Origin of the sequence: Leptotrichia wadei (assembly GCF_007990545.2) — a bacterium.
Taxonomy (GTDB): Bacteria; Fusobacteriota; Fusobacteriia; order Fusobacteriales; family Leptotrichiaceae; genus Leptotrichia; species Leptotrichia wadei.
Genome location: NZ_AP019829.2, coordinates 52,721 through 75,346, shown reverse-complemented (window position 1 = coordinate 75,346; position 22,626 = coordinate 52,721). Strand labels below are relative to the sequence as shown.

The 22,626-nt window shown below is 29.5% G+C and carries 25 protein-coding genes; 9 read left to right on the top strand and 16 right to left on the bottom strand.

The features are described 5' to 3' along the window. Nucleotides 1-50: 50 nt before the first annotated feature. Both FVE73_RS00350 and ffh read right to left on the bottom strand, forming a co-directional pair. Nucleotides 51-545, bottom strand: a complete 495-nt coding sequence (locus FVE73_RS00350) for a hypothetical protein (protein ID WP_231370115.1) — start codon at nt 543-545, stop codon at nt 51-53. Nucleotides 546-622: 77 nt separating this feature from the next. Then, nucleotides 623-1,960 carry a signal recognition particle protein gene (gene ffh, locus FVE73_RS00345; protein ID WP_018498369.1) on the bottom strand — a complete coding sequence of 446 codons (1,338 nt, stop codon included), beginning with the start codon at nt 1,958-1,960 and terminating at the stop codon, nt 623-625. A 313-nt stretch (nt 1,961-2,273) separates the two neighbouring features. On the opposite strand from ffh, the gene FVE73_RS00340 reads away from it, so the two are divergent. Further along, entirely contained in the window at nt 2,274-3,500 is a 1,227-nt protein-coding gene (locus FVE73_RS00340) for a S1C family serine protease (RefSeq protein WP_018498370.1), read from the top strand. A 137-nt stretch (nt 3,501-3,637) separates the two neighbouring features. Here FVE73_RS00340 and cobA read toward each other — a convergent pair whose 3' ends face one another. The 9 genes from cobA to FVE73_RS00295 form a co-directional block, all read right to left on the bottom strand. Then, nucleotides 3,638-5,128, bottom strand: a complete 1,491-nt coding sequence (gene cobA, locus FVE73_RS00335; protein WP_018498371.1) for a uroporphyrinogen-III C-methyltransferase — start codon at nt 5,126-5,128, stop codon at nt 3,638-3,640. Continuing rightward, nucleotides 5,115-6,083, bottom strand: a complete 969-nt coding sequence (hemC, locus tag FVE73_RS00330) for a hydroxymethylbilane synthase (RefSeq protein WP_018498372.1) — start codon at nt 6,081-6,083, stop codon at nt 5,115-5,117. The genes cobA and hemC overlap by 14 nt, the downstream gene beginning before the upstream one ends. Further along, on the bottom strand, nt 6,080-7,120 hold the full coding sequence (gene hemA / locus FVE73_RS00325; protein ID WP_051070811.1) for a glutamyl-tRNA reductase: 1,041 nt from the start codon (nt 7,118-7,120) through the stop codon (nt 6,080-6,082). The genes hemC and hemA overlap by 4 nt, the downstream gene beginning before the upstream one ends. Before the next feature lie 464 nt (nt 7,121-7,584). Then, complete coding sequence (locus FVE73_RS00320) at nt 7,585-8,691, bottom strand: pyridoxal phosphate-dependent aminotransferase (RefSeq protein ID WP_018498374.1); 1,107 nt, start codon at nt 8,689-8,691, stop codon at nt 7,585-7,587. A gap of 94 nt (nt 8,692-8,785) precedes the next feature. Beyond that, complete coding sequence (locus tag FVE73_RS00315; protein ID WP_018498375.1) at nt 8,786-9,439, bottom strand: hypothetical protein; 654 nt, start codon at nt 9,437-9,439, stop codon at nt 8,786-8,788. Nucleotides 9,440-9,606: 167 nt separating this feature from the next. Beyond that, nucleotides 9,607-11,112 (bottom strand): cobyric acid synthase, encoded by a 1,506-nt coding sequence (locus FVE73_RS00310; RefSeq protein WP_018498376.1) that lies wholly within the window; start codon nt 11,110-11,112, stop codon nt 9,607-9,609. A gap of 105 nt (nt 11,113-11,217) precedes the next feature. Further along, nucleotides 11,218-11,730 (bottom strand): hypothetical protein, encoded by a 513-nt coding sequence (locus FVE73_RS00305; RefSeq protein ID WP_018498377.1) that lies wholly within the window; start codon nt 11,728-11,730, stop codon nt 11,218-11,220. Between the two features lie 14 nt (nt 11,731-11,744). After that, complete coding sequence (locus tag FVE73_RS00300) at nt 11,745-12,473, bottom strand: hypothetical protein (protein ID WP_018498378.1); 729 nt, start codon at nt 12,471-12,473, stop codon at nt 11,745-11,747. Between the two features lie 35 nt (nt 12,474-12,508). Next, nucleotides 12,509-12,898, bottom strand: a complete 390-nt coding sequence (locus tag FVE73_RS00295; RefSeq protein ID WP_018498379.1) for a MerR family transcriptional regulator — start codon at nt 12,896-12,898, stop codon at nt 12,509-12,511. 87 nt (nt 12,899-12,985) lie between these two features. Between FVE73_RS00295 and FVE73_RS00290 the strand changes: the two genes are divergently transcribed. Together FVE73_RS00290 and FVE73_RS00285 are read left to right on the top strand one after the other, a co-directional pair. Further along, nucleotides 12,986-13,765, top strand: coding sequence for an SDR family NAD(P)-dependent oxidoreductase (locus FVE73_RS00290; RefSeq protein ID WP_018498380.1), 780 nt, complete (start codon nt 12,986-12,988; stop codon nt 13,763-13,765). 75 nt (nt 13,766-13,840) lie between these two features. Beyond that, complete coding sequence (locus FVE73_RS00285) at nt 13,841-14,254, top strand: hypothetical protein (RefSeq protein ID WP_018498381.1); 414 nt, start codon at nt 13,841-13,843, stop codon at nt 14,252-14,254. A 152-nt stretch (nt 14,255-14,406) separates the two neighbouring features. Here FVE73_RS00285 and FVE73_RS00280 read toward each other — a convergent pair whose 3' ends face one another. The 5 genes from FVE73_RS00280 to FVE73_RS00260 form a co-directional block, all read right to left on the bottom strand. Beyond that, nucleotides 14,407-14,583, bottom strand: coding sequence for a hypothetical protein (locus tag FVE73_RS00280; RefSeq protein WP_018498382.1), 177 nt, complete (start codon nt 14,581-14,583; stop codon nt 14,407-14,409). Between the two features lie 28 nt (nt 14,584-14,611). Then, the gene (locus FVE73_RS00275; protein ID WP_390624486.1) at nt 14,612-15,028 is read right to left on the bottom strand and encodes a transposase; all 417 of its coding nucleotides are present in this window, start codon (nt 15,026-15,028) and stop codon (nt 14,612-14,614) included. Between the two features lie 12 nt (nt 15,029-15,040). Continuing rightward, a complete protein-coding gene (locus tag FVE73_RS10780; RefSeq protein WP_232058517.1) occupies nt 15,041-15,196 on the bottom strand; it encodes a hypothetical protein in 156 nt (51 codons plus the stop codon). Between the two features lie 115 nt (nt 15,197-15,311). Next, nucleotides 15,312-15,650, bottom strand: a complete 339-nt coding sequence (locus tag FVE73_RS00265; RefSeq protein ID WP_146997809.1) for a helix-turn-helix domain-containing protein — start codon at nt 15,648-15,650, stop codon at nt 15,312-15,314. Between the two features lie 115 nt (nt 15,651-15,765). Beyond that, on the bottom strand, nt 15,766-16,110 hold the full coding sequence (locus FVE73_RS00260) for a hypothetical protein (protein WP_018499241.1): 345 nt from the start codon (nt 16,108-16,110) through the stop codon (nt 15,766-15,768). Nucleotides 16,111-16,315: 205 nt separating this feature from the next. On the opposite strand from FVE73_RS00260, the gene FVE73_RS00255 reads away from it, so the two are divergent. The 6 genes from FVE73_RS00255 to FVE73_RS00230 all read left to right on the top strand — a co-directional run bounded on the left by FVE73_RS00255 (nt 16,316) and on the right by FVE73_RS00230 (nt 22,594). Next, nucleotides 16,316-17,020: a response regulator transcription factor gene (locus tag FVE73_RS00255; protein WP_018499242.1), complete on the top strand. Its 705-nt coding sequence runs from the start codon at nt 16,316-16,318 to the stop codon at nt 17,018-17,020. A gap of 130 nt (nt 17,021-17,150) precedes the next feature. After that, complete coding sequence (locus tag FVE73_RS00250) at nt 17,151-18,410, top strand: sensor histidine kinase (protein ID WP_232058516.1); 1,260 nt, start codon at nt 17,151-17,153, stop codon at nt 18,408-18,410. 229 nt (nt 18,411-18,639) lie between these two features. Continuing rightward, nucleotides 18,640-19,047, top strand: a complete 408-nt coding sequence (locus FVE73_RS00245; RefSeq protein WP_018499245.1) for an SRPBCC family protein — start codon at nt 18,640-18,642, stop codon at nt 19,045-19,047. Nucleotides 19,048-19,164: 117 nt separating this feature from the next. Beyond that, nucleotides 19,165-19,503 (top strand): MarR family winged helix-turn-helix transcriptional regulator, encoded by a 339-nt coding sequence (locus FVE73_RS00240; protein ID WP_232058515.1) that lies wholly within the window; start codon nt 19,165-19,167, stop codon nt 19,501-19,503. 550 nt (nt 19,504-20,053) lie between these two features. Then, entirely contained in the window at nt 20,054-20,719 is a 666-nt protein-coding gene (locus FVE73_RS00235; RefSeq protein WP_018499248.1) for a thiamine diphosphokinase, read from the top strand. Between the two features lie 765 nt (nt 20,720-21,484). Further along, nucleotides 21,485-22,594 carry an RluA family pseudouridine synthase gene (locus tag FVE73_RS00230; RefSeq protein ID WP_018499249.1) on the top strand — a complete coding sequence of 370 codons (1,110 nt, stop codon included), beginning with the start codon at nt 21,485-21,487 and terminating at the stop codon, nt 22,592-22,594. Nucleotides 22,595-22,626 lie beyond the last annotated feature (32 nt).

The window sequence follows — 22,626 nt, the reverse complement described above, 5'->3', positions numbered from 1 at the left end:
CTTATAGAAGAAGGAGACTTCTTGCTAAATATTGTTAAATTTTCATAAAATTATTTTAATTTTGATTTTGCATCTTGAAACAGACCTTCTACAAATTCCCCTTTATTCATATCATTTCCTGAAATTTTTACAGTCCCAGATATTTCACGTGCGAAGGGATAGACATTATAAGTCCATTTGTTTTTTTCAGCAATTTGACGTATGTTTTTGTTTTCTGAAGATGCTACTTCTGTTATTTCCATCTGACCTTTATACTTTCTTTTTTCAAATATTTTCAAAAGACTAATAAGTGCTGATTCATCGTGCTTTTCTATAATAAATTCAATTTTATCTGCATCTGAAAGATTTTGATACATTTGTCTTGCAAAATCTCCGTCCTTTTTCATTCCAAAAAGAAGATTTGCAAGTCCTCCTCTATTTATTGTTCCTGATATTATTGGATTTTCATAATTGTCATTAATAACTCCAATTACAACTTTGTCAAAAGCTGAAAACGACAGTGTTCCAAAAATAATAAATAATACTAAAATTAATCTTTTCATCATTAATTCCACCTTTCTTTTTCTATAATATTTATTAAATTTTAAACTCATATAGTTTACAAATAATCTCAATTACAATTTTATTTTCTTCTTCCCTTCATAAATCCTCCGCCAAGTCCTGGAATACCGCCACTATTGAACATTTTCATCATTTGTTTCATTTGTTCAAACTGCTTTATCAATTTATTTACGTCATTTACCTGAACTCCGCTTCCTTTGGCAATTCTCATTTTACGGCTTCCATTTTTTAGAAGTTTCGGATCACGTCTTTCCTGAACTGTCATTGAAAAAATAATTGCTTCAACTTTTTTCATTTCCTTTTCAGCCATTCCCATGTCAATCATGCTTGAATCAACTCCTGGTATCATTTTCATAATTCCAGCAATTGATCCCATTTTTCTTATCATTTTAAACTGCTTTAAAAAATCTTCAAAGTCAAACTGGTTCTTTCTAAATTTCTCTTCCATTTTCTTGGCTTCTTTTTCATCAATGGCTTCCTGTGCCTTTTCTACAAGCGAAACGACATCTCCCATTCCAAGAATACGTGAAGCAAGCCTGTCTGGGTGAAATGGTGCAATGTCATCCAGTTTTTCCCCTTCACTTATAAATTTAATTGGCTTTCCTGCAACTTCCTTTACTGAAAGAGCAGCCCCTCCACGGGTATCTCCATCCAGTTTTGTAAGTACGACTCCAGTAATATCAAGCTGTTCATTAAATTCTTTTGCCACGTTAACTGCATCCTGCCCAGTCATTCCATCAACGACAAGCAAAATCTCATTTGGGTTAAAACTGTCCTTTATGTCCTGCAATTCATGCATAAGCTGCTCATCAATATGCAGTCTTCCTGCCGTATCAATAATCACATAAGTAGCATGTTCCGCTTTTGAAGCCTCAATTCCCTGCTTTACGATTTCCAAAGCATCTGTACTCTCATCAATTGTAAATACTGGAACTTTTACTTGCTCTCCCAGTACCTTTAATTGCTTTTTCGCAGCAGGTCTATAAACATCTGCTCCAATCAGAAACGGCTTTTCCCCTTTTGATTTTAGATGTTTTGCCAATTTTCCAGAAAATGTAGTTTTCCCAGCCCCTTGAAGCCCAGAAAGCATCACAATCGTAGGATTTTTCTCAGCTTTAGCAATTGAAACATTTGAACCTCCCAGCACTTCTACCAATTCATCATTTACAATTTTAATAAATTGCTGTGTTGGATTAACTCCACTAATAACCTGCTCTCCAAGAGCCTTTTCTCGAATTTTTGCTACAAAATTCTTAGCTACCCCATAATTTACATCTGCTTCAAGTAATGCTAAACGTACCTCCCTCAAAGCATCCTTCATATTATTTTCTGTCAACTTCCCCTGTCCACTGACTTTTTTAAATATATCTTTAAATCTATCTCCTAAATTATTAAACATTATTAATTTGTCTCCTTATTTTTTATATCTTTATAGCTATTTATTCACATATTTTTTTAATTTTACTGAATATAGGATAACATATTATAAGAGAAAAAACAAGACAGGGGAATATAGTTTGTAAAGTAATATTTAATCAGTAAAAATTTTAATGTATCTGCCAAAACATTTATAAATTTACAAAAATATTACTAATAAATGAAATTCAAATGAAAATCACAAGAATAAAAAACTTTCATTCACTAAAATATATCCAATTCTTTAGAAAAAAAACTAAAGTTATTTTGATACAATAGAAATGAGGTAATTAAATATGAAAAAAATGAATTTTATAAAAAAAGAAAATAAAAAATTTACTTTACTTTCAATATTATTTTTAGTTTTGAGCTGTTCCAATAAAACTGGAAATAATTCAGGAAATACAAATAATACAGCAAATACTGAGCAGCAAAAAACAGTTTCTCCAGAAGAACTGAAAAAATATACTAAAAATGCAGTACAAACACAAGATGCCTTTGTAAGTGTACATAATAGTGTACAAGATTCAATTGTAAATATCAGAACTAAAAAAACTGTAACAGTTAATACCTATAATCCACTAGAAGAATTATTATACGGTCGTTCGGGAGGACAAGAAAAACGTGAATCCGGTTCACTTGGTTCAGGATTTGTAGTTTCAAAGGATGGTTATGTTGTTACAAATAATCACGTTATTGATGGTGCAGATGAAATTTATGTAAAATTCTCAAATGGACGTGAATATCGTACAAAACTTGTAGGAACTTCACCTGAAGTTGATATCGCAGTGTTAAAAATAGATTCAAATGAAACATTTAAACCTTTAGAATTTGCAAATTCAGATCAAGTTCAAATTGGACAATGGTCAATCGCCTTTGGAAATCCATTGGGATTAAACGATTCAATGACTGTTGGAATCGTAAGTGCAGCTGGACGTAGTTCACTTGGAATTGAAGAAATTGAAAACTTTATTCAAACTGATGCTGCAATTAACCAAGGAAATAGTGGAGGTCCGTTAATTGACATTACAGGAAAAGTTATTGGAGTAAATACTGCAATTTATTCACAAAGCGGAGGAAGTGTAGGAATTGGCTTTGCAATTCCAGCAAATTTAGTAACAACTGTAAAAGATTCAATTATTGCAACTGGTAAATTTGAAAAACCATACATTGGTGTATATTTAGGCAACTTAGACGCAGACAAAGTAAAAGCTCTTAATTTAAAATCTTCAAATGGAGTATTTGTAGCAGGTGCCGTTCCAAATGGTCCAGCCGCAGCTGCAGGAATCACAAAAAATGACGTTATTACAGCAGTTGATGGAAAAGAAGTAAATTCTGCAGGTGCCTTTGTCGGAGAAATAGCCGCTAAAAAAGTCGGACAATCTGTAAAATTAACTATATCTAGAAATGGAAAAACAACAGAAGTATCAGTAACTCTTGCAAAAACTCCAAATACTATTGAACAACAACGTATTTTACAACAAAAACAACAACAACTAGAACAAGAACAATTTGGTAGATAAAAATATAAACTGCTCTAAAAATCTTGAATATAAATCAGATAAAAAGAGCAGTTTTTTTATTTCTTTGTTTATATAAAATTTTAGATCCTTCATTTGACAACAAAGAACTTTACCTCCATACCCTAAAATCTGATTCTCTATTTGAATGCAACATATTGCAATATTTCTTGAAACAGCCCATTTTCAGTATATTTTCCCCCTTCTATCCCAACTTTCACCCCATATTTTTCAATAGTTCTCGTAGTAACAGGCCCAATCGAAGCAATAACCTTATTTTTCAAAATTTCTTTTATTTCCTCATTTTCACTCAAGTTTATGCTGTCAGCAAAGGCTTTAAAGGTTGATGAACTTAAAAACATTAAAATGTCACTTTCTTTTACATATTTTTCAGCTTTTTCCTTTTCCACTTCAACTTTCTGAGTTTTATACACTACAAGTTTTTCATAATTTCGATTGTATAAATCTGAATATTTTTTTTCATTTACTGGAGAAATGTCAGATACTATAAACAGTATTTTTTCTCCTTCCTTAGTAAAATTCACACTTTCGCTTGCCAGTCTTTCTACCGTATATTCTTCTGGATAAAAATCTGGAATTATTTTATATTTTTCAATTTCTTCAGCAGTTTTTTCTCCCACTACACCTATTTTAACATTTCCCAAAGCACGAATATCCTTTACTTTTCTCATAAATCCAATAACAGAATTTATGCTGTTAAATAGAAGGGTACTATATTCCTTCAAATCAGGCATTTCAAAATCGACATACTCTATATTAATAAATGGAAGGCTCAAAGCCTGTCCGCCAAGTTCATTTATTTTATTTGATATATTTCCTTGTTTTTCCCTATTTCTTGTAACAAGAATATTTTTCCCAAATAACGGCTTATTCTCAAACCATTTCATTTTTTCCCGTAAATTCACCACTTCTCCAATCAATATAATGGCAGGCGATTTTACATTATGTTCTTTTACTGTATTTACTATTGTTTCCAATGTTCCTGTGTAAGTTTTCTGTCTTGTCGTAGTTCCATCTTTTATTATTGCGACAGGTGTTTTCGGATTTTTTCCGTTATTTATCAAATTTTCTGTTATTTTTTCAAGGTTGCTTAATCCCATTAAAAAAACCAAAGTTCCTTCCAATTTTGCAATAACTGGGAAATCAAGTTCTATTCCATTAAATTGGGTATGTCCAGTAAACACATGAAAAGAAGTGTTTATTCCTCTGTGAGTAACAGGAATTCCAGCATAAGCTGGCACAGCGATTGAAGAAGTTATCCCTGGAATCACTTCAAAGTCTATATTTTCAGCAACCAAGGCCTCTATTTCCTCTCCTCCTCGTCCAAATACAAAAGGATCTCCTCCTTTTAGTCTTAGAACTGCAAGTCCTTCTTTACCTTTTTCCACTAATTTATTATTTATTTCTGCCTGCAATTTTCCTCCAGCAGTATTTTCTTTCCCCATATAAATCATTTCCACATCAGGCTTTGCATACTGTAAGATATTTTCATTTACAAGCCTATCATAAACAATGCAGTCCGCTTTTTCTATCACGTTTTTCAATTTTAAAGTTATAAGCCCCTCATCTCCACAGCCTGCTCCTGCAATATAAACTTTACCTTTTCTCATTTTTCATCTCCTCTTTTTTTATTTCTTCAGCCAATTTTTGTGCAGTTTCCTTTGGATTTTCCCTATTTCCTTCAACTTCTTTAAATATTCTGACTCCATTATCATTAAATATTCCCTTTAATTTTAATGTATTCCCTTCAATAACCGATGAACAGCCTATCGGAGTATGGCATCCTCCATCAAAAATTTTTGAAAATTCTCTTTCAGCTTTACACATTATTGTAACTTCATCATCATTTATAATTTTCAGAAGGTGTCGTATTTTATTATCATTTTCCCTGCATTGAATACACAAAATCCCTTGTCCTGGTGCTGGCATAAATGAATCTATATCAAAATATTCAGTAATTCTGTTTTCCAGTCCAACTCTTTTTAATCCAGCTGCAGCCAGCACAATCGCATCATATTCCCCATCATCAAGTTTTTTCAGCCTTGTGTGAATATTACCTCGAATTGCTTTTATCTTTACATCATTTCGCAGATTCAAAAGCTCCTTTTCCCGTCTTATGCTCCCTGTCCCAATTACAGAATTTCCATCAAGTTCTTTTAATTTTTTCCCGTTTTTTGAAACAAGCACATCACGGTTGTCTTCTCTCATTGGAAAACACGCATTCAAAAGCCCTTCTGGAGTATTCTGTGGCATATCCTTTAATGAATGCACTGCCAGATCTATTTTATTTTCCAGCATTTCCTTTTCAATTTCCTTCACAAACAAGTCCTTTTGCGTAGTTCCTTTTATTTTTGTAAAGTCTCTTAAATCTTTATCTCCCTTTGTAACTATAACTTTCAGTTCTATTTCCAGCGGACTTTTTTTATCGAGTCCTTCAATTTCGCAAAAATTCTCATTCTCTCTTAATTCATCATATTTGTTAATAAGCATTTCCTTCACTTTTTCCGCTTGTGCAAGTGCCAAGATGCTTCCTCTCGTTCCAATAATTATTTTATTCGATTTCATCCATTTTCACCTATCTCAATATTTTTCTGATTTGTATATTTTCTTCTTTTTTCAAGTTTTTCCGCTATTTTTTTCAACTGCTCCTCAATAATATAAGAATATTTTTCTACAATTTCATCCCGCTTTTCCACATTTTTATTATATTCATCCCAAATATCCTCCAAATGATAAAGCGAAGCATTTTCAAACTCCCCTATACTTGCCTCAATATCTCTCGGGACGGCTAAATCAAGGAAAAATCGTTTTTTTCCATCATTCAAAATATTTTGAATTTTCGCTGTTTCAAGAATCAAATGTGGTGCAGAAGTGGCACTTATTACAATGTCCATATTTTTTATAACATTATATTTCTCGTTAAATTCTGCTGTCTGAACATCTGGATACACTTTCTGTAATTCAATTGACCGTCGTAAACTTCTATTTGTCATTGTCAAATGGCAATTGTTCATTTTGTGAAGAAGCGCAAGAATCGACTGGCTCAAATCTCCCACTCCAATTACAAATATTTTTTTATTTTCAAGGCTCTCAAATTTTGTTCTTATAAATTTTACAGCTATCGAATCAAGTGAAATATTTTTTTCATTTATCTTGCTTTCCGCCCTAAATCTTTTCCCAGTTTCTATCGCCTGATTAAACATTATATTCAAAAATGAAGACGTAACATTTTTGTCAAGAGCGTCAAAATATGCCTTTTTAAGCTGCACAAGAATCTGATCTTCTCCCTTTATTATCGAATCCAGCCCACAAATCACCCGCAGTAAATAATGCACGGCTTCAGCCCCTTTATAATCCTTCATCTTCTCAATTCTAAAATCCCTCTTTAAACTCTCAATTTCAAATTCCTTGCTAACATCCAAATAAAGCTCTATCCTAAGGCAAGTTTCAACAGCCACATACCCCTTTATAATCCTTTTTTCCAAATATTTCCCTAAAATATGTCTATACCCCTCTTTTACAAACTTTTCCCTTTCTTCCAAACTCAAATTTTTATAACTAAAACTTAGAATATAAAAATTTTTTACTAAATTTTCCTTCATTTTTTCTCTCTCCGTTTTTTTATATAATTTTATCATTTTTTTAAATAATTTCTTTTAATTTCTATCTGCAAAATGAATATTACTAAATTTATTTGTTATATAAAATGATGTTTTAGTATTTTAATTTTTTTATTTTTACTCTTCACAGACGATTACCTGTATTCTATTAATTTTTCCATTTTTTGTCAATTTAATTTATAATAATATACTCAAACCTATTTAAAATTAAACTACTAAAAATTATATAGATTTAGGGTTTGAGTAAAATAATCATAGCCTTTTGAGTTTAGTTTTAAAGCAGTTTTACTATAAAATAATAGGGAATATCTTATAAATCATAAGAATCCCCATTTAAAATACTAATAAACGTATTCCACCAATTATAACTTTCACTACCAAATTCTTCTTCATTACTAGAATTTCTCATATATGAATCATTATCAAATCTGATAAGTTCAAATTTTTTATTCTAAAATTTCTTTCAAAGCCCTAACAACCTTATCATTGCTCTTTCTATCTTTAATTGCCAGTCTAAAAAATCTTTCATCCAAAAATTTAAAATTGGACGCATCCCTTATCAAAATTCCTTCTTCCATCATTTTTTCCCGCAATTTTTTCACATTCAGCCCTTTAGAAATCAGTTCATCTTTTATTTTTACGCAAATAAAGTTTACTTCAGTCTTATAAGGCTTTATTCCTGAAATTTCATTCAGTCTTTCATACATGTATCTTTTTTCTTCTGTTATCCAGTTTAATGTCTTTTCTATGTATTCTGTATCATCAAGAACCGTTATTCCAGCCATTTCAGCGATATTGTTCACGCTCCACGGTTCTTTTTTTTCAGCGATTTTCTTTTCCAAATTTTTGTCAAAATAAATTCCATATCCCAATCGTAGTCCTGGAATAGCAAAAAATTTTGTAAATGCACGAGTTAAAAACAAATTTTTCTTATTTTCCCCACTATTTACAATGCTTTCCTTTAGTCCATCCTCTAAAAATTCGATAAATGCCTCGTCAATAAATAACTTCGTATCATATCTATTGCATTCTCTCAAAATTTCCTCTGTTTCAGCCATTTTCAAAAATTTTCCAGTCGGATTATTCGGATTGCAAATTATTACCAAATCATATTTTTTCTCAAGTTCCTTTTTCAATTTCCCAATATTAAGCCTAAACTCGTCTTTTTCTTCTAATTCAAAATATTCAATTTCAATTTTTTGACTTTCAGAATTTTTACATGCTCTTACTGCCCTTTCATATTCCCCAAAAGTAGGCGATACAATCAGCACTTTTTTGGGTTTTATCACTTTTATGAACAAAAATATAGCTTCTGTTGCACCATTTCCCAGCACAATATTTTCCAGTTCAACTTTATTCAGTTGAGCCAATTTTTCACGTAATTCCACATAATCAGGGTCAGGATACCTCTCAAGAATCCCAATATTTTCTGTAATCTTACGTTTTAGGCTCTCTGGCACTCCGTAAGGATTTATATTCGAACTGTAATCCAGTATTTCTGTTATATTTTTTTCCCTGAATATTTTATAAATATTACCACCATGAAAATCCATTTTCCTCTCCTTGTACAAAACTTATACTGATAAAATATATTAACTGTTTTGTCTAAATTTTCTTTAAAATCAAATTCATTTTTATTTCAATCTCTTATTTTTTAATTTCAATATTTTTTAAATTACCGTTCAATAAATCAAATGTAAATATATTTTCTTCTAATCTTCCAATAATTTCTTTATTTTCAATATCTATTTCTATTTCTCCAAAATTATATAATGAATAGTAAATATCTTCTATTTTTTGGGCTTTTAAAGTATCTTTAACATTATTTTCTGAAGGAGTTTCTACATATATGGAAAAAGTTATTTTATTTATTTTTGATATAACATCTTCAGGGTTTACACAAAATTCTGCGTGCATAAACCCTTTTTCAGGATAATAATATATTTCCCCTGTATCTACATCATCTACATCTAAAAGATCGTATTTTTCACATAATTCAGTTGTCATCTCACTTCCAACTTTAAATTCGCCTAATAAATAATTTTCATCATAGATTTCTATCTCCACTACTTTTCTTGAATATATGTCTATGTGAATATATGAATTTTCTATTTCCATTATTAAGTTATATCTTTCTCTTCTGTCATTTTTACAATACTCTGTATGATAAATTTTCATAAGAGGATAAATTTTTTCTATGCTATCCCCTAATGTTATTCCTTTATAATTATAAATTTCTAAATTTTCGTTTTTATATCTTTCTACTAATTCATCATCATTTTTATCATATTCACTCTTCATTTTTTCTAAATCTCCTAAAAATTAATTATATCGTTTTTTATTTCGATGTCTTTAATTTCAGCAAAACATTTTTGAAAATTTTTAATTATATATTTTCTGATTTCATTTGTCACCATATCGAAAGATAAAGCACATGGACAATCTAAATTTTTATTACAAATGTCAATTTATTCCATCCCCATTATTTCATAAACCTTATCAATATCGACATTTTCTCGCAAAATTTGTGCCAATTTATCGTATTCCCTGTTTTTATATTCTTTGAAACTAAAATCTTCATCGACTTTGTCTAGCCCTTTAAGTTTTCTTACTTCGTTCAGAAAATGATTTGTAAATTCAGAATTGTCAAATATTCCGTGAATATAGGTTCCGACAACATTTCCTTTTACAGCTCCTTTTAGCTTTTCATCGTCAAAGATACATTTTATCTTGGTTTTTTCTTCGTGTACAGGATAACTGTAGCCTTGATGTATTTCATAGCCTTTTATTTCAATGCCGTCCATTCCAGCGAGTATTCCATCTGCATTTTTTATTTTATTTTCATACTGTGTTGTTGTTTTTGCCGTTTCCATAACTGTTTCTATGTCTAATAAATCTAAACCTGAAATTTCTTTTAGATTAGACTCAATATTTTGAGGATCCATTATTTTTTGTCCCATTATTTGAAAACCGCCACAAATTCCAAATACTATCGTTCCTCTTTTTGCAAGCCTTATAATTTCCCTGCTTATATTTTTATCAATCAAGTCCTTCATGTCTTCCACAGTATTTTTGGAGCCAGGAATAATAATAATGTCCTCATCTCCAAGTTCAGAGCTTTTTGTAACGTATTTCAAGGAAACATCGTTATAATGACTAAGTGCGTCAATGTCTGTAAAATTCGATATATGTTTTAGTTTAATAACCGAAATCCGAATTTTCCCTTCTTTTTCCACATTATACTTGTCGATTCCCAGACTGTCCTCTTCCTCAATTCCTAGTGGCACAAACGGCACTACTCCCAGAACAGGCACATTTGTCAACTCTTCAATCATCTCAATTCCAGGAGTCAAAAGGCTCTTATCCCCCCTAAATTTGTTTATAATTACACCTTTTATACGTTTTTTCTCACTTTCCTCAAGAAGCATAATTGTCCCGTAAATTGACGCAAAAACACCGCCTCTGTCAATATCAGCAACCAAAATAACAGGCGAATCAGCCATTTCCGCCATCCCTGTATTTACAATGTCGTCTTCCTTCAAGTTAATTTCCGCAGGGCTTCCTGCCCCTTCCAGCACGCAAATATCAAAATTATCCCTTATGTGATTATATGCCGCCATTATATCCTTTTTTAAATTATGTTTATAGGCAAAATATTCCCTCGCATCCATATTTTTGTAAACTTTTCCATTCACAATAACCTGTGATTTTCTGTCTGTCGTAGGCTTTAATAAAATTGGATTCATAAATGCCTGAGGTTCGATATTAGCCGCTTCAGCCTGCACCACCTGAGCTCTCCCCATTTCTTTTCCATCCTTCGTAATAAACGAATTTAAAGCCATATTCTGCGACTTAAACGGCACCACACTATACCCATCCTGATAAAATATTCTGCAAAATCCTGCATTGATTATGCTTTTTCCCACATTAGAACCTGTCCCCAGCAACATTATATTTTTATGTTTTCTTCCCATAAATACTGCTCCTATTTTAAATTTATCTAAAAAATTTATTTATTTCTATTAAAATAAGTATAACAGATAAAAATGACATAAGCAAATTAGATTTGTAAAAAAACTTTATTTTCTTTTAAATTTTATTCTATCTAATATTTTCTTGACTTTATCACTAAAAAATACTCCAACTGTGTAAGAAATATGTGATGCTGTACAGAAAATATGTATTTCCCGTGCTGTCGGTGCAAACATTGCTGTACTTTCATCTGTTTCTGTAAAAACTTTATACAAAAAATAGATTAAAATTGCTATCATTACACTACCTAACAAAGTTTTATTAATTTTTTTAAAAAATTTACTGCATAAATATCCCAAGTAAAATACAAACATAAGCACTGTTAGCAAAGCAATTCCTGTAATCACAATATCAATAATACTTATGGTTCCTTTTGAAAGATTTAAAAATTCTAAAGCATTAAAAATTATTTCTTCTATCCGCATTGTAAAAATTAACCAAAATAAAAATGCCAATGCTGGATATATTGTTATCTGAAAGAACAAATAGATTATTGTATATAAAATCAATACTAAAAAGTCTTTTGGTTTTAATGTAAATTTATTTTCATTTTTTTCCATCCTTTTTTCTCCTTCTAATCTTTATTACTTTTTGTAATTTTTCTATTTTTTATAAACAGATAAATAATTTCCATAAGCAACACTACACTCCAAAACATCAAATAAAATATTCTATCTTTTTTATACTTTGTTTCCAATTTCTTGCTTAATTCTGAATTTAAAGAAATATTTTCATCTAAATCTCCTGTTTTATCTAATTGATATTGATATAAGATTTCTTTTTTACTCCCAAATTTATCAACAAAGTATTCAGCATCCTGTAATTTTATTTCTTTTAAACCTAATCTTTTTTCTAAAGTTTTCTCATCTAAGTTATATTCAATTTTATTGTCGTTAATGAAAAAATATGTTTCTGGTTTGACACCATATTTTCCTTCGTAAGAATCTGTTTCCTCGATATAACCAACCCAAGTATTATTAATTTTAGCTAATCCATTTAAATACAAAATCAAATCTTCAGGCTTCGTCTTATCAACAAGTTTATAAACTTCATGCTCTGAATCCGAACTCAAAGTTCTTTTTATCAAAAAATTTTGTGATATTTTAATCTCACTGTTACGGTTAACTGTGTCATAAGGAAAACGAAGATACCTAACAAATAATAATGATAAAATTGTAAATGCGATAAGAAAATTAAACTTTCGTTTTGAAACAAAAAACCAGAAAGTTAATAAAATTAATATTGGAATTATAAAAGGGGATAACAAGACAAATCCCCAAGTTATATTTGTATCCGCAAACATATTTTCTCCTTAATTTCTATATATTTATGACCCTTTTATTTTTCAGAAATACTTTTTAAAAAACTCTCATAAATCTCAAGTTTATCATCAAGATTTTGTAAATATTTTTGCCACTTTTCAATTTCTATGTTTACATATTTTTTATGATTTGTCAAAATTTTCATTCTTTCTTTTATCGTTCCGTTTCCTTCATATCGTAAATCTGAATATTTCTTAATTTCACTTAATTTCATTCCCATATCTTTTAATCTTTTTAACATTTTTATCCATTCAATATCAGTTTCATCATATATTCTTCTATTTTTCTCATCTCTTTTTACACGAAACAGCTCCTTTTTTTCATAAAATCTTATTGTGTATGGAGTTAAGCCTGTTTTTTCTGAAAATTCCTTTATTTGCATTATTTTTTGTTCATTCTTTTTCATTTTATTTTCTCCTTTCAAAAAAGTTATTGACTTATACTATACTCTAACTGCTATCCTTTATTTATCAAATTTATGGAGGTAATAACTATGAAAACAAAATATACTGTTATAACAGGAGCAAGTTCGGGAATAGGTAGAGCTGTGGCTCTAAAATTTGCAGAAAGAAATAAAAATCTTATTTTGATTGCACGAAGAAAGAATTTACTAGAAGACTTAAAAAGCGAAATTTTGGAGAAACATCCTAATTTGGATATTCTTGCAATAGATTTTGATTTAACCGATGTCAATAAAATTCCTGAACTATATTCAAAATTAAACAATTATCACATTGAAACTTTGATAAATAATGCTGGATTTGGATCGTATAACAATGTGAAAGATGAATCTCTTAGTAAAATTTTAGATATGCTTCATCTAAATGTAGAAGCATTAACTTTGCTATCTTCTTTATACGTGCAAGATTACCACAACGAAAAAGGCTCCCAATTAATCAATATCTCCTCAGCAGGAGGCTACACAATTGTCCCAAACGCAATTGTCTACTGTGCCACCAAATTTTACGTAAACGCCTTCACAGAAGGACTTGCACTAGAATTAAAGCAAAACAACGCACAATTAAAAGCAAAAGTCCTAGCACCTGCTGCAACCAAAACTAACTTTGGAAATATCGCAACTGGTAAAACTAATTTTGATTATGATAAATCTTATCCAAACTATCATACATCCGAAGAAATGGCAAATTTTCTCATTCAACTTTACGAAAGCGACAAAACTGTCGGTTACATCAGCCGTGAAACTTTTGAATTTGACTTGTCCGATGGATTTTTTCAAAATGCATTTAGTTCTAAAAATAATGTGAATTTTTAAATATTAGTTTTTATTATTGATTTTCCTAAAAAAATATTATAAAATATAAAAAAATTATTATTTGGGAGTGATTTTATGAAAAAATTTATATTTTTATTTTCTTTGTTAATTTGCAGTTTAAGTTTTTCTGACACTAATATCGACCAAATATCTTCTGAAGTTTGGAGATGTCCTCATTCTGTTGACAGAACTTTTAAGGGACTTACTTATATAAAATTCTTGAATGAAAATGGCAAGCCGTCTATTTCAGTTAGCATATTGGATAATCGTGCAGCATTAAAAACAGGAAAAGTTACCCTTGAACTTTCACAATTAGATTATGAAGTAAAAGAAGATGAAAATTCTATCTATTTTACAAACTTGAATGACAAAACACAAGTTTTTTCAAATTACAAATTATCTTATTCGTTTGATAAAAAAAATAGACCTAAAATGGATTTATATCGTATTTCAGATAACAAAAAACTTTGCAGTCTTATAACAAATTAAATTATCAAAATACAAAAAATAATTAATAATTTTTAAGCAACGGTTTCTTAGTGATTTTCGTTGCTTAGTTTTTTTCCGACGGTTTTTTTACCAATCGAATTTAATAATATTTTCTCAAAAATCGCTATCTTTAAGTATTTGAAGCAATTTGTTTATATCATTTTTCCGACGGTTTTTATATATCTGATATTTCTAGTTGCCCCTATTTTTTGTAACATATCATTTTTCACCAAATATCTTAACAAATCTCTCGCACGGCTTTCTTTTATATTCAAAAGTTTTTCTAATTCCAATCGTGTAAGTTCATCATTAGTTTCAAAAAACTCCATTATCTTTTGAATTTATACTAAACCCCGTTTAAATAGCAGAACAAATCCATTCGCGAAGAGTTATGCTTTTTACTAGTTCATCTGTAAGTAAATTTATAGTGTCGCATAGCCTGTCAACTACAGCTTTTAATGTACTGAATATCTTATTGCCGAACCCCATCTGTCTTATTTGTTTCCAAATTTGTTCAATGGGGTTCATTTCTGGTGTATATGGTGGTATATGTGTCATTATGATGTTTCCCGAAATTTCTAAGTTCTTTGATTTGTGCCATACTGCTCCATCACAGACTAGAATCACAATATCGTCATTATAGCTTTTAGATAATTCCTTTAAAAAAACACTCATGTTGTTTGTATCGCAGTTTGGCATAACTAAAAAAATCTTTCCCCCGTTAAAGGCTCCACCGCACCAAAAACATACCTGTACTCCCTTATATGATGACAGGGAACACAGAGTCTAAACTTTATTGCTGCACCAGCAATACTTAGGCTTGTTAATTCTTCCAAAACTTGCTTCGTCTTCAAACATTAATCTTACTGTCTTGCCAGGATTTTTTATTTTTGTTTTCTGCACCAGATCGGCGATTTTTTTTAGACTGCTCAATCTCTTCATTGCTCGTTTTCTTTGGATGTCTGCTCCTAGGCATTATTTTTCTGTAGCCATGCCGTCTTAGAACTATATATATTTGTTCGTGTCCAATGCTATGCCCAACTAATTTAATATATTCCTATTTTATTTCATTTGTGTTTAACAGTTCACCTTTTTTTGCTCGTTCCTCAAATTGCTTCAAAAACTTATCTTCCTCTTCAAATGTCATATTTTTATGATTTCCACCTTTTGGCTTATTCATCAATCCTTGTATTCCTTGATTTGCAAATATGCATATCCATTTACTGACAACTTTTTCATGGACATCTAAAATTTCAGCTATTTTCTTATTCTTTTTTCCTAAGCCTCTTAATTCTACTGCATGCAGTCTAATATCTTCACTTTTGTTTTTTATTGTTTTTCTAATCATTCTTATCTCATTCGACATTTCTTCTGTTATCTCATATGCTTTTGCCATTTTTATCACCCTATTGTATTATACCACATTATACTCCATTAATTTAACGGGGTTTAGTATTATAATATGAAATTCAAATATTTGAAATAATATTATACAAAAATTCCTAATTCTTCTAGTGTTTTACTACATAAGCAATAGTATAAATTAAACCTATAACCATCAACACTGCAACAACAAGCATAAAAAATCCACTTATTATTATTGAGCAAACATTCATAAAATTACGATTTTTTTGATTTTTTATGCATAAAACGGACAACACGAAAGAACCTAGAATACACAAGGCATTTACTGCACCAAACATATGCGCTATTACATAATTTACCTTAAATATTGACATAATTTGACTTAAAATAGGTACTACGCTCATAATTAATGCTATTCTGCTAGCCATTAAATGTTGTTTTTTATCTGCGAAAACATCATCGCTTAATTTTTTTATTAGTTCCATTTTCATAATAATCTTCCTCTCATCTATTAAATTTTTATATTTATTTTATATTCCCTTCCTTTCCTACACTCATATATTACCACATCAACCTTACAACAACATTCTCCTTACTTTACATTTACCTTACTTTTTTGAAAAATAAAAAATTAAAATTAATTTATATGGTATAATAAATTATATAATTTTAAGCATCAACGGAAGGAGAGTTGAAATGATTGAAAAATATTTGACAAATAAATGTATTTTAATTGTTGATGATGAGCAGGAAATTTTAGATATGACTATATCAATTTTAGCTGATTACGGATATAAAAATATACAGACTGCAAAAAGCGTGAAGGAAACTATGAAATGCGTTGAAGAAAAACAGCCTGATTTAGCGATACTGGATGTTATGCTTCCAGATGGAAACGGTTTTGAATTACTGGAAAAGTTAAGAAAAGTTGGTGATTATCCAATATTATTTCTTACAGCACGTGGAGAGGATGAGGATAAATTCAAAGGCTTTGGATTGGGGGCGGACGACTATATTGTAAAACCTTTTTTGCCAAAGGAGCTTTTATTTAGAATTACTGCTATTTTGCGGCGAACTTACAAAAAAGAAAGCCCAATTGTGAATTTGAATGGCTGTCAAATTGATTTTTCACGTGGAGAAATTATAAAAGATAATAAAAATATACCGTTAACTGCAAAGGAATATGAATTATTACAGACTCTTTATCGAAACGCAGGACGTATCGTAACCATTGATACATTGTGTGAAGCTGTATGGGGCGAAAATGCCTATGTTTATACAAATTCACTGATGACGCATATAAGACGCATTAGAGAAAAAATTGAAATTAATCCTTCCCATCCTGTGTCATTAATAACAATGAAAGGATTAGGCTACAAATTAATTGTGGAGGGAAAATGATATGAAAAGCATACTAAAACTAATACGTCGTTTTATAATAACCTTAATATTAAGTTTTGTCCTACTTCTATTCTTAAATATTTTTTTATACGGATTATGGATTCTTAAATATGTGTCAAAAAATCCTCCCATGAACTATACTTTTAAAGTAGCAGATATGTTAAAATTTGAAAATGGCAAATACACTTTGCCTGATGAAGTGACTGCTGACTTAAAAAAACAAAATATATGGGCAATCTTGATTGACAATGATTCAAAAAAAGTTATATGGCAAACAGACAATTTACCTGATAATATTCCAAAAGAATACTCAATATCTGATATTGCCATATTTTCACATGCCTATATAAAAAATTATCCTGTTTTCACTTCCAAAGTTGAAAATAATTTACTCGTGCTAGGCTATCCTAAAAATAGTTATTGGAAATACCCAGTAGCCAACTGGAAATACGGAATTGTTAAAAATATTCCAAAATTTTTACTTATGCTTTTTTGTCTAAACATAATTTTCATATTTTTAATATACATTATTTCCAACTCTAAACTTTTAAGTTCTGTAAATCCAATAATAAAAGGCATACAAAATTTGCATAAAGATACGCCTGTACATGTTAAAGAAAAAGGCGTTTTATCAGAACTTGCAAAAAGTATAAATAAAACTTCTGAAATTTTGCAAAATCAAAGGGAACAATTGTGGAATAAAGATACGGCACGAGCCAACTGGATTGCAGGAGTTTCCCACGATATTCGTACTCCACTATCAATGATAATGGGCTATACAAGCCAATTGAAAACATCTTTAAATCTATCAGATGAAATGGATAAAAAGCTTTCTGTCATTTTGAAACAAAGTGAGCGTATAAAAAATTTAATAAATGATTTGAACCTTGCTTCAAAATTAGAATACAATATGCAGCCTTTTGAGCAGAAAAAAGAAAATCTAGTAGCAGTCGTTAGGCAAGTTGTCGTTGATTTTTTGAATATGGATATCGATGAAAAATTTCCGATAGAGTGGAAGACGAAAAATGAACTTGTATCTTGCTTTGCCAATATCGACAGTAATTTGATAAAACGAGCTCTAGCTAACTTAATTCAAAATAGCATCAATCACAACGAAAATGGATGTATAATTTATATCTCGGTAAAAGAAGATGAAAAAAATTGCATAATTTGCGTTGAAGACAATGGAACAGGAGTTTCTGACAAAGAGCTGGAAAAACTCAATAATGCCCCACATTATATGGTTTGCGACACCAACACAACAGAGCAGCGGCACGGTTTAGGACTTCTCATTGTAAAACAGATTATTGATGTCCATAATGGTAAAGTTATGATGAAACATAGTAAATATGGTGGATTTAAAGTAACTTTGCAGATTCCTAAAATTTAAAGGGATTTTTTTATAATCTCGTAAATAATCAGATAAAACAATATAATAAATATATTTAATTTCTTGGTTTGAAGGGAGAAAAATGGAGAAAAAATATGTAATTTTTTTTAATGGTGAATATAAATATTCGCAGGAATTTATGGATAAGGAAGTATACTAAAAATATTGTTGACAAATATTATAAAATAATTTATAATAAGTATACATATAATAATGAGGAGGAAATAAAATGGAATTTAGTTTTAGTTTAAAAATCAAAGCAAAAAAAGAAGATGCGTGGGAATACTATGCAAATATTGAAAAATGGTATGATTGGGAAAAAGACTTAAAAAATATCACATTAAAGGGTGAATTTAAAACGGGTTCATATGGAACTATGGAACTTGAAGGAATGCCCCCTATGGAATATAAGCTTACTCTTGTAAAACCTTTTGAAGAATTTTGGGATAAAACAGAAACTCCGCTTGGAGATATTCTTTTCAGTCATCAAATAATTGATAACAACGATGGAAGCATAAATATAAAACATACTGTAATTTTAGACAGTGAAGATGAACAGCATTTAGAATTTTTAAGCCAAGTTTTTTCAGATGTCCCTCAATCTATATTTATTCTAAAAAATTATTTGGAAAGATAAGGTGATTGGTACTTGTTTACATCAAAATATAAAGATAATTCAGAAAAATCAACAGGATTGTTATTTATGAGGGTATACAACAAATGGCATTCTATGATAAAAAAAGAGTTAAAGAAAATGAACTTAACACACCCTCAATTTGTTGTTTTAGTTTCCCTTGCTTATTTATCGCAAAACGGCAACGAAGTCACACAAGTTATGATTTCAAAACTCTCAGGAATAGATGTTATGACAATATCTCAAATATTAAGTTTATTGGAAAAACATAACTTTGTAAAAAGAAAAGAACATTCAAGAGATACAAGGGCTAAAGCTGTTATTTTGAACAAAAAAGGAGAAGAAATATTACAAAAAGCCGTTCCATTAGTTGAGCAAATTGATGAAAATTTTTTCGAAAAGTTAGATACTGATGAAGGACAATTTAAACATTTTCTTGTCAGATTAAACGAAGAATAAGAAATATTATCTATAATTAATGAATATGTCAAAATTATCATTTTCATTATTATATTTAAAATTCAAAAAATAAAACAGAATTTTATTCAAAAGGACTATTTACACAAAAATGTTGTAGTCCTTTTTTTAATTTATCAAAATATTCCTTAAAATTCTTTTTGTAAAGCACATTAAATTCTTCTGTAGTTAATTCGCTCATAAATTATCCTATTTCATAAATATCATACTTTTTATTTTATAGTGAAACTTCTATAAAAATGGCCTAGAAAGATGGTATAATAACATTATGGAATATGAAAAAGATTATAAAAAAAGAATTTTAAATTTTTATTACAAAAACGGAAAAACAAAACCGTTATTTCAACTCGGCATAAGCTCTGGTACGCAGTTACTTCTGTTTTATTTGATAAATTAGTTCAATTTTAAATAGGTTTTACTATATTTACAGTTCACAATCTTAAAATAATAATTACAGTCACTGTCTTGTAAATAACCTGATAACGAAGTATAATGTAAATATTATTGTATTTCTTAAACTGAAGGGAGAAAAATGGAGAAAAAATATGTTATTTTTTTAAATGGTGAATATAAGTATTCGCAGGAATTTATGGATAAGTTAGTTTCGGAAAATGCAGTTTGCTTTTGTGCAGATGGCGGGGCAAATTTTGCATTTAAATATGGGAAAATGCCGGAAGTGATTATTGGGGATCTGGATTCGGTTGAGAAAAATGTTTTGGAATATTATAAAAGTAAGAATATTTTGATAAAAAAATTCCCAAAGGATAAGGATTTTACAGACTTTGAGTTAATTTTGGAGGAAATCCGTAAAATTAAAAAAGATAACAATTATTTGCAACAAGTATTTGTTGTTGGTGGACTTGGGAAACGAATTGACATGACTTTGAGTAACCTATTCATAATGGAAAAGTATAAAAATCTTGTTTTTTTGCAGGAAAATGAAGAAATTTTTTATGCAGAAAAATCTTTTGTCCTAAAAAATAAAAAGGAATGTGAATTTTCAATCATTCCAATCAGTGAAAAAGTTGAAAAATTAACCTTGAAAGGCTTTAAGTTTGAAACGAATAAAATCGATGTGAAAAGGGAAAGTTCCAGACTTGTGAGCAATGTTATTCTTGAAAATGAGGCTAGCGTAGAATTTGAAAATGGGAAACTGATAATTATTTTGAAAAATAATAATAAAAATATTTTATACTAATCCCCTCATTTAAAAAATAGTAATAAAATTTTATAATAATTAGTTTGATAGCCTTGTAAAAAAAATCAAATCTAATTTTTAAGTATCCATCTTAAAGACTTTTTTAATTTTATTTATATATTTTAACGTAAGGGCATCAAACGCCATGCCCTTACAACCCCGCTTTACGCAAAACTTTCTTATAAAGGAAAAATAAAACTCGCTCCGTAAAACTACGCTCAGACAGTTATTTTTCCTTTAACGAAATTTTGCTTATTTAATATTTTCAAAATGTTAAAACCTAAAATTTAAATATAATAATCTTTATAATTTAACATAGAATGTCGTGATTTTTTTGGAATGAAAACGATTGTCTGAGCGTCAGCGAGTTTCGTTTTTATTTCAAAAAAATGCTTAGACAAGCCAGGGTTGCAAGGGAAATGGCGATTGATTTCCCTTGCTTTATAAAAAGAAAAAACATAGAATTATGAAAAAACATTTATTAACAATAAGTAGTTTTTCATAACTCTAAATAAAATCCTTTATATGGATACTTAATGATTAAGTTTAATTAAAAGATATTTTATAAGTACATAGATTGTAAACAGTAAAATCTTGTAAAAAAAGCTTTAATTCAATGAATTTTCTGATTTTTATTATTTAAATTAGAAGATGGTAGAATAATAGATTTGTTTAGCAACTTATTTTTTAAACTAAAAGTTTATTAAAAAACTAAATTATCAAATAATATAAAAAATAAATTTGTAAAAAGGATGTGTATAGATAGTGAAAAAATTTAGAATTGAAAAGGAACATCAGAGGATGAAAATCTCGCAGTATTTGCGGGAAGTGCAGAATTATTCGGGGAGAAGTTTGAGAAATGTGGAAGTTTTTTTGAATGGGAAACAAGTTAGGCTTACGAAAAAATTGCCGTCGCATGGAAATTTGAAGGTTGTGGAGAAGAAGAAAGGGACTGATATTAAGCCGATTAAATTGCCGCTTGATATTGTGTTTGAAGATGAAAATATTTTGGTTGTGAATAAGGAGCCATTTTTGTTAACACATCCGACACAGAAAAAGGTTGATTTTACTTTGGCAAATGGGATTGTGAATCATTTTTTGGAAAAATATGGCGAAGTGAGAGTGCCACGATTTTATAATAGGCTTGATATGAATACATCTGGATTGATTATTATTGCGAAAAACAGTTTTACACAGGCATTTTTGCAAAATTTTTCGATTTTTGAGAAAAAATATTTGGCGATTGTGAATGGAATTATTGATGATGAGGAAATTTGTAGAATTAAAGATGAATTGACAAAAGATGGAGAAAATCATAAAATTCAGGATTTTGAGAAAGAAAATTTGAAAACTGAAGTTGAAAAAGTTAATTTTGGAAAAATGAAAAAGTATGATGAAATTGAGAAAATTGAAAATAATTCAAATTTTAACAGCAAAAATACAAAAGATAATTTAAATTTGAAAAATAAAAATGATTTTAATAATGAAATTTTGGAAAAAAATGGGATAAATAAAATAGTTATTGAAAGACGAATTTTTCGGGATGGAGATAATTTGGAAAGAATAATTGATGAGCGGGGGCAATACGCAAAAACGGCTGTAAAAGTCTTAAAAACTTATCCTGAAAAAAATGCAACATTGGTAGAATGTGAACTTTTTACAGGGAGAACACATCAAATTCGAGTTCACCTGAAATCCATTGGACACACAATCGTAGGAGACGAACTTTATGGAAATGGTTTAAACAAAGAACTTGGAGTAAACAGACAATTTTTGCACGCCTACAAGGTAAAATTTACACATCCTGCAACAAAAAAGGAAGTTGAACTGGAAATACCAATGTTTACAGATATGAAAGAATTTTTGGAAAAATAGAAAAATTATATTTTTTACAAAAAATTATTTTG

What these genes read in the sequence shown, in the direction of transcription:
- FVE73_RS00350 (WP_231370115.1), bottom strand. Translation starts at nt 545, where the DNA reads ATGATGAAAAGATTAATTTTAGTATTATTTATTATTTTTGGAACACTG.
- ffh (WP_018498369.1), bottom strand. Translation starts at nt 1,960, where the DNA reads ATGTTTAATAATTTAGGAGATAGATTTAAAGATATATTTAAAAAAGTC.
- FVE73_RS00340 (WP_018498370.1), top strand. Translation starts at nt 2,274, where the DNA reads ATGAAAAAAATGAATTTTATAAAAAAAGAAAATAAAAAATTTACTTTA.
- cobA (WP_018498371.1), bottom strand. Translation starts at nt 5,128, where the DNA reads ATGAGAAAAGGTAAAGTTTATATTGCAGGAGCAGGCTGTGGAGATGAG.
- hemC (WP_018498372.1), bottom strand. Translation starts at nt 6,083, where the DNA reads ATGAAATCGAATAAAATAATTATTGGAACGAGAGGAAGCATCTTGGCA.
- hemA (WP_051070811.1), bottom strand. Translation starts at nt 7,120, where the DNA reads ATGAAGGAAAATTTAGTAAAAAATTTTTATATTCTAAGTTTTAGTTAT.
- FVE73_RS00320 (WP_018498374.1), bottom strand. Translation starts at nt 8,691, where the DNA reads ATGGATTTTCATGGTGGTAATATTTATAAAATATTCAGGGAAAAAAAT.
- FVE73_RS00315 (WP_018498375.1), bottom strand. Translation starts at nt 9,439, where the DNA reads ATGAAGAGTGAATATGATAAAAATGATGATGAATTAGTAGAAAGATAT.
- FVE73_RS00310 (WP_018498376.1), bottom strand. Translation starts at nt 11,112, where the DNA reads ATGGGAAGAAAACATAAAAATATAATGTTGCTGGGGACAGGTTCTAAT.
- FVE73_RS00305 (WP_018498377.1), bottom strand. Translation starts at nt 11,730, where the DNA reads ATGGAAAAAAATGAAAATAAATTTACATTAAAACCAAAAGACTTTTTA.
- FVE73_RS00300 (WP_018498378.1), bottom strand. Translation starts at nt 12,473, where the DNA reads ATGTTTGCGGATACAAATATAACTTGGGGATTTGTCTTGTTATCCCCT.
- FVE73_RS00295 (WP_018498379.1), bottom strand. Translation starts at nt 12,898, where the DNA reads ATGAAAAAGAATGAACAAAAAATAATGCAAATAAAGGAATTTTCAGAA.
- FVE73_RS00290 (WP_018498380.1), top strand. Translation starts at nt 12,986, where the DNA reads ATGAAAACAAAATATACTGTTATAACAGGAGCAAGTTCGGGAATAGGT.
- FVE73_RS00285 (WP_018498381.1), top strand. Translation starts at nt 13,841, where the DNA reads ATGAAAAAATTTATATTTTTATTTTCTTTGTTAATTTGCAGTTTAAGT.
- FVE73_RS00280 (WP_018498382.1), bottom strand. Translation starts at nt 14,583, where the DNA reads ATGGAGTTTTTTGAAACTAATGATGAACTTACACGATTGGAATTAGAA.
- FVE73_RS10780 (WP_232058517.1), bottom strand. Translation starts at nt 15,196, where the DNA reads ATGAAGAGATTGAGCAGTCTAAAAAAAATCGCCGATCTGGTGCAGAAA.
- FVE73_RS00265 (WP_146997809.1), bottom strand. Translation starts at nt 15,650, where the DNA reads ATGGCAAAAGCATATGAGATAACAGAAGAAATGTCGAATGAGATAAGA.
- FVE73_RS00260 (WP_018499241.1), bottom strand. Translation starts at nt 16,110, where the DNA reads ATGAAAATGGAACTAATAAAAAAATTAAGCGATGATGTTTTCGCAGAT.
- FVE73_RS00255 (WP_018499242.1), top strand. Translation starts at nt 16,316, where the DNA reads ATGATTGAAAAATATTTGACAAATAAATGTATTTTAATTGTTGATGAT.
- FVE73_RS00250 (WP_232058516.1), top strand. Translation starts at nt 17,151, where the DNA reads ATGAACTATACTTTTAAAGTAGCAGATATGTTAAAATTTGAAAATGGC.
- FVE73_RS00245 (WP_018499245.1), top strand. Translation starts at nt 18,640, where the DNA reads ATGGAATTTAGTTTTAGTTTAAAAATCAAAGCAAAAAAAGAAGATGCG.
- FVE73_RS00240 (WP_232058515.1), top strand. Translation starts at nt 19,165, where the DNA reads ATGAACTTAACACACCCTCAATTTGTTGTTTTAGTTTCCCTTGCTTAT.
- FVE73_RS00235 (WP_018499248.1), top strand. Translation starts at nt 20,054, where the DNA reads ATGGAGAAAAAATATGTTATTTTTTTAAATGGTGAATATAAGTATTCG.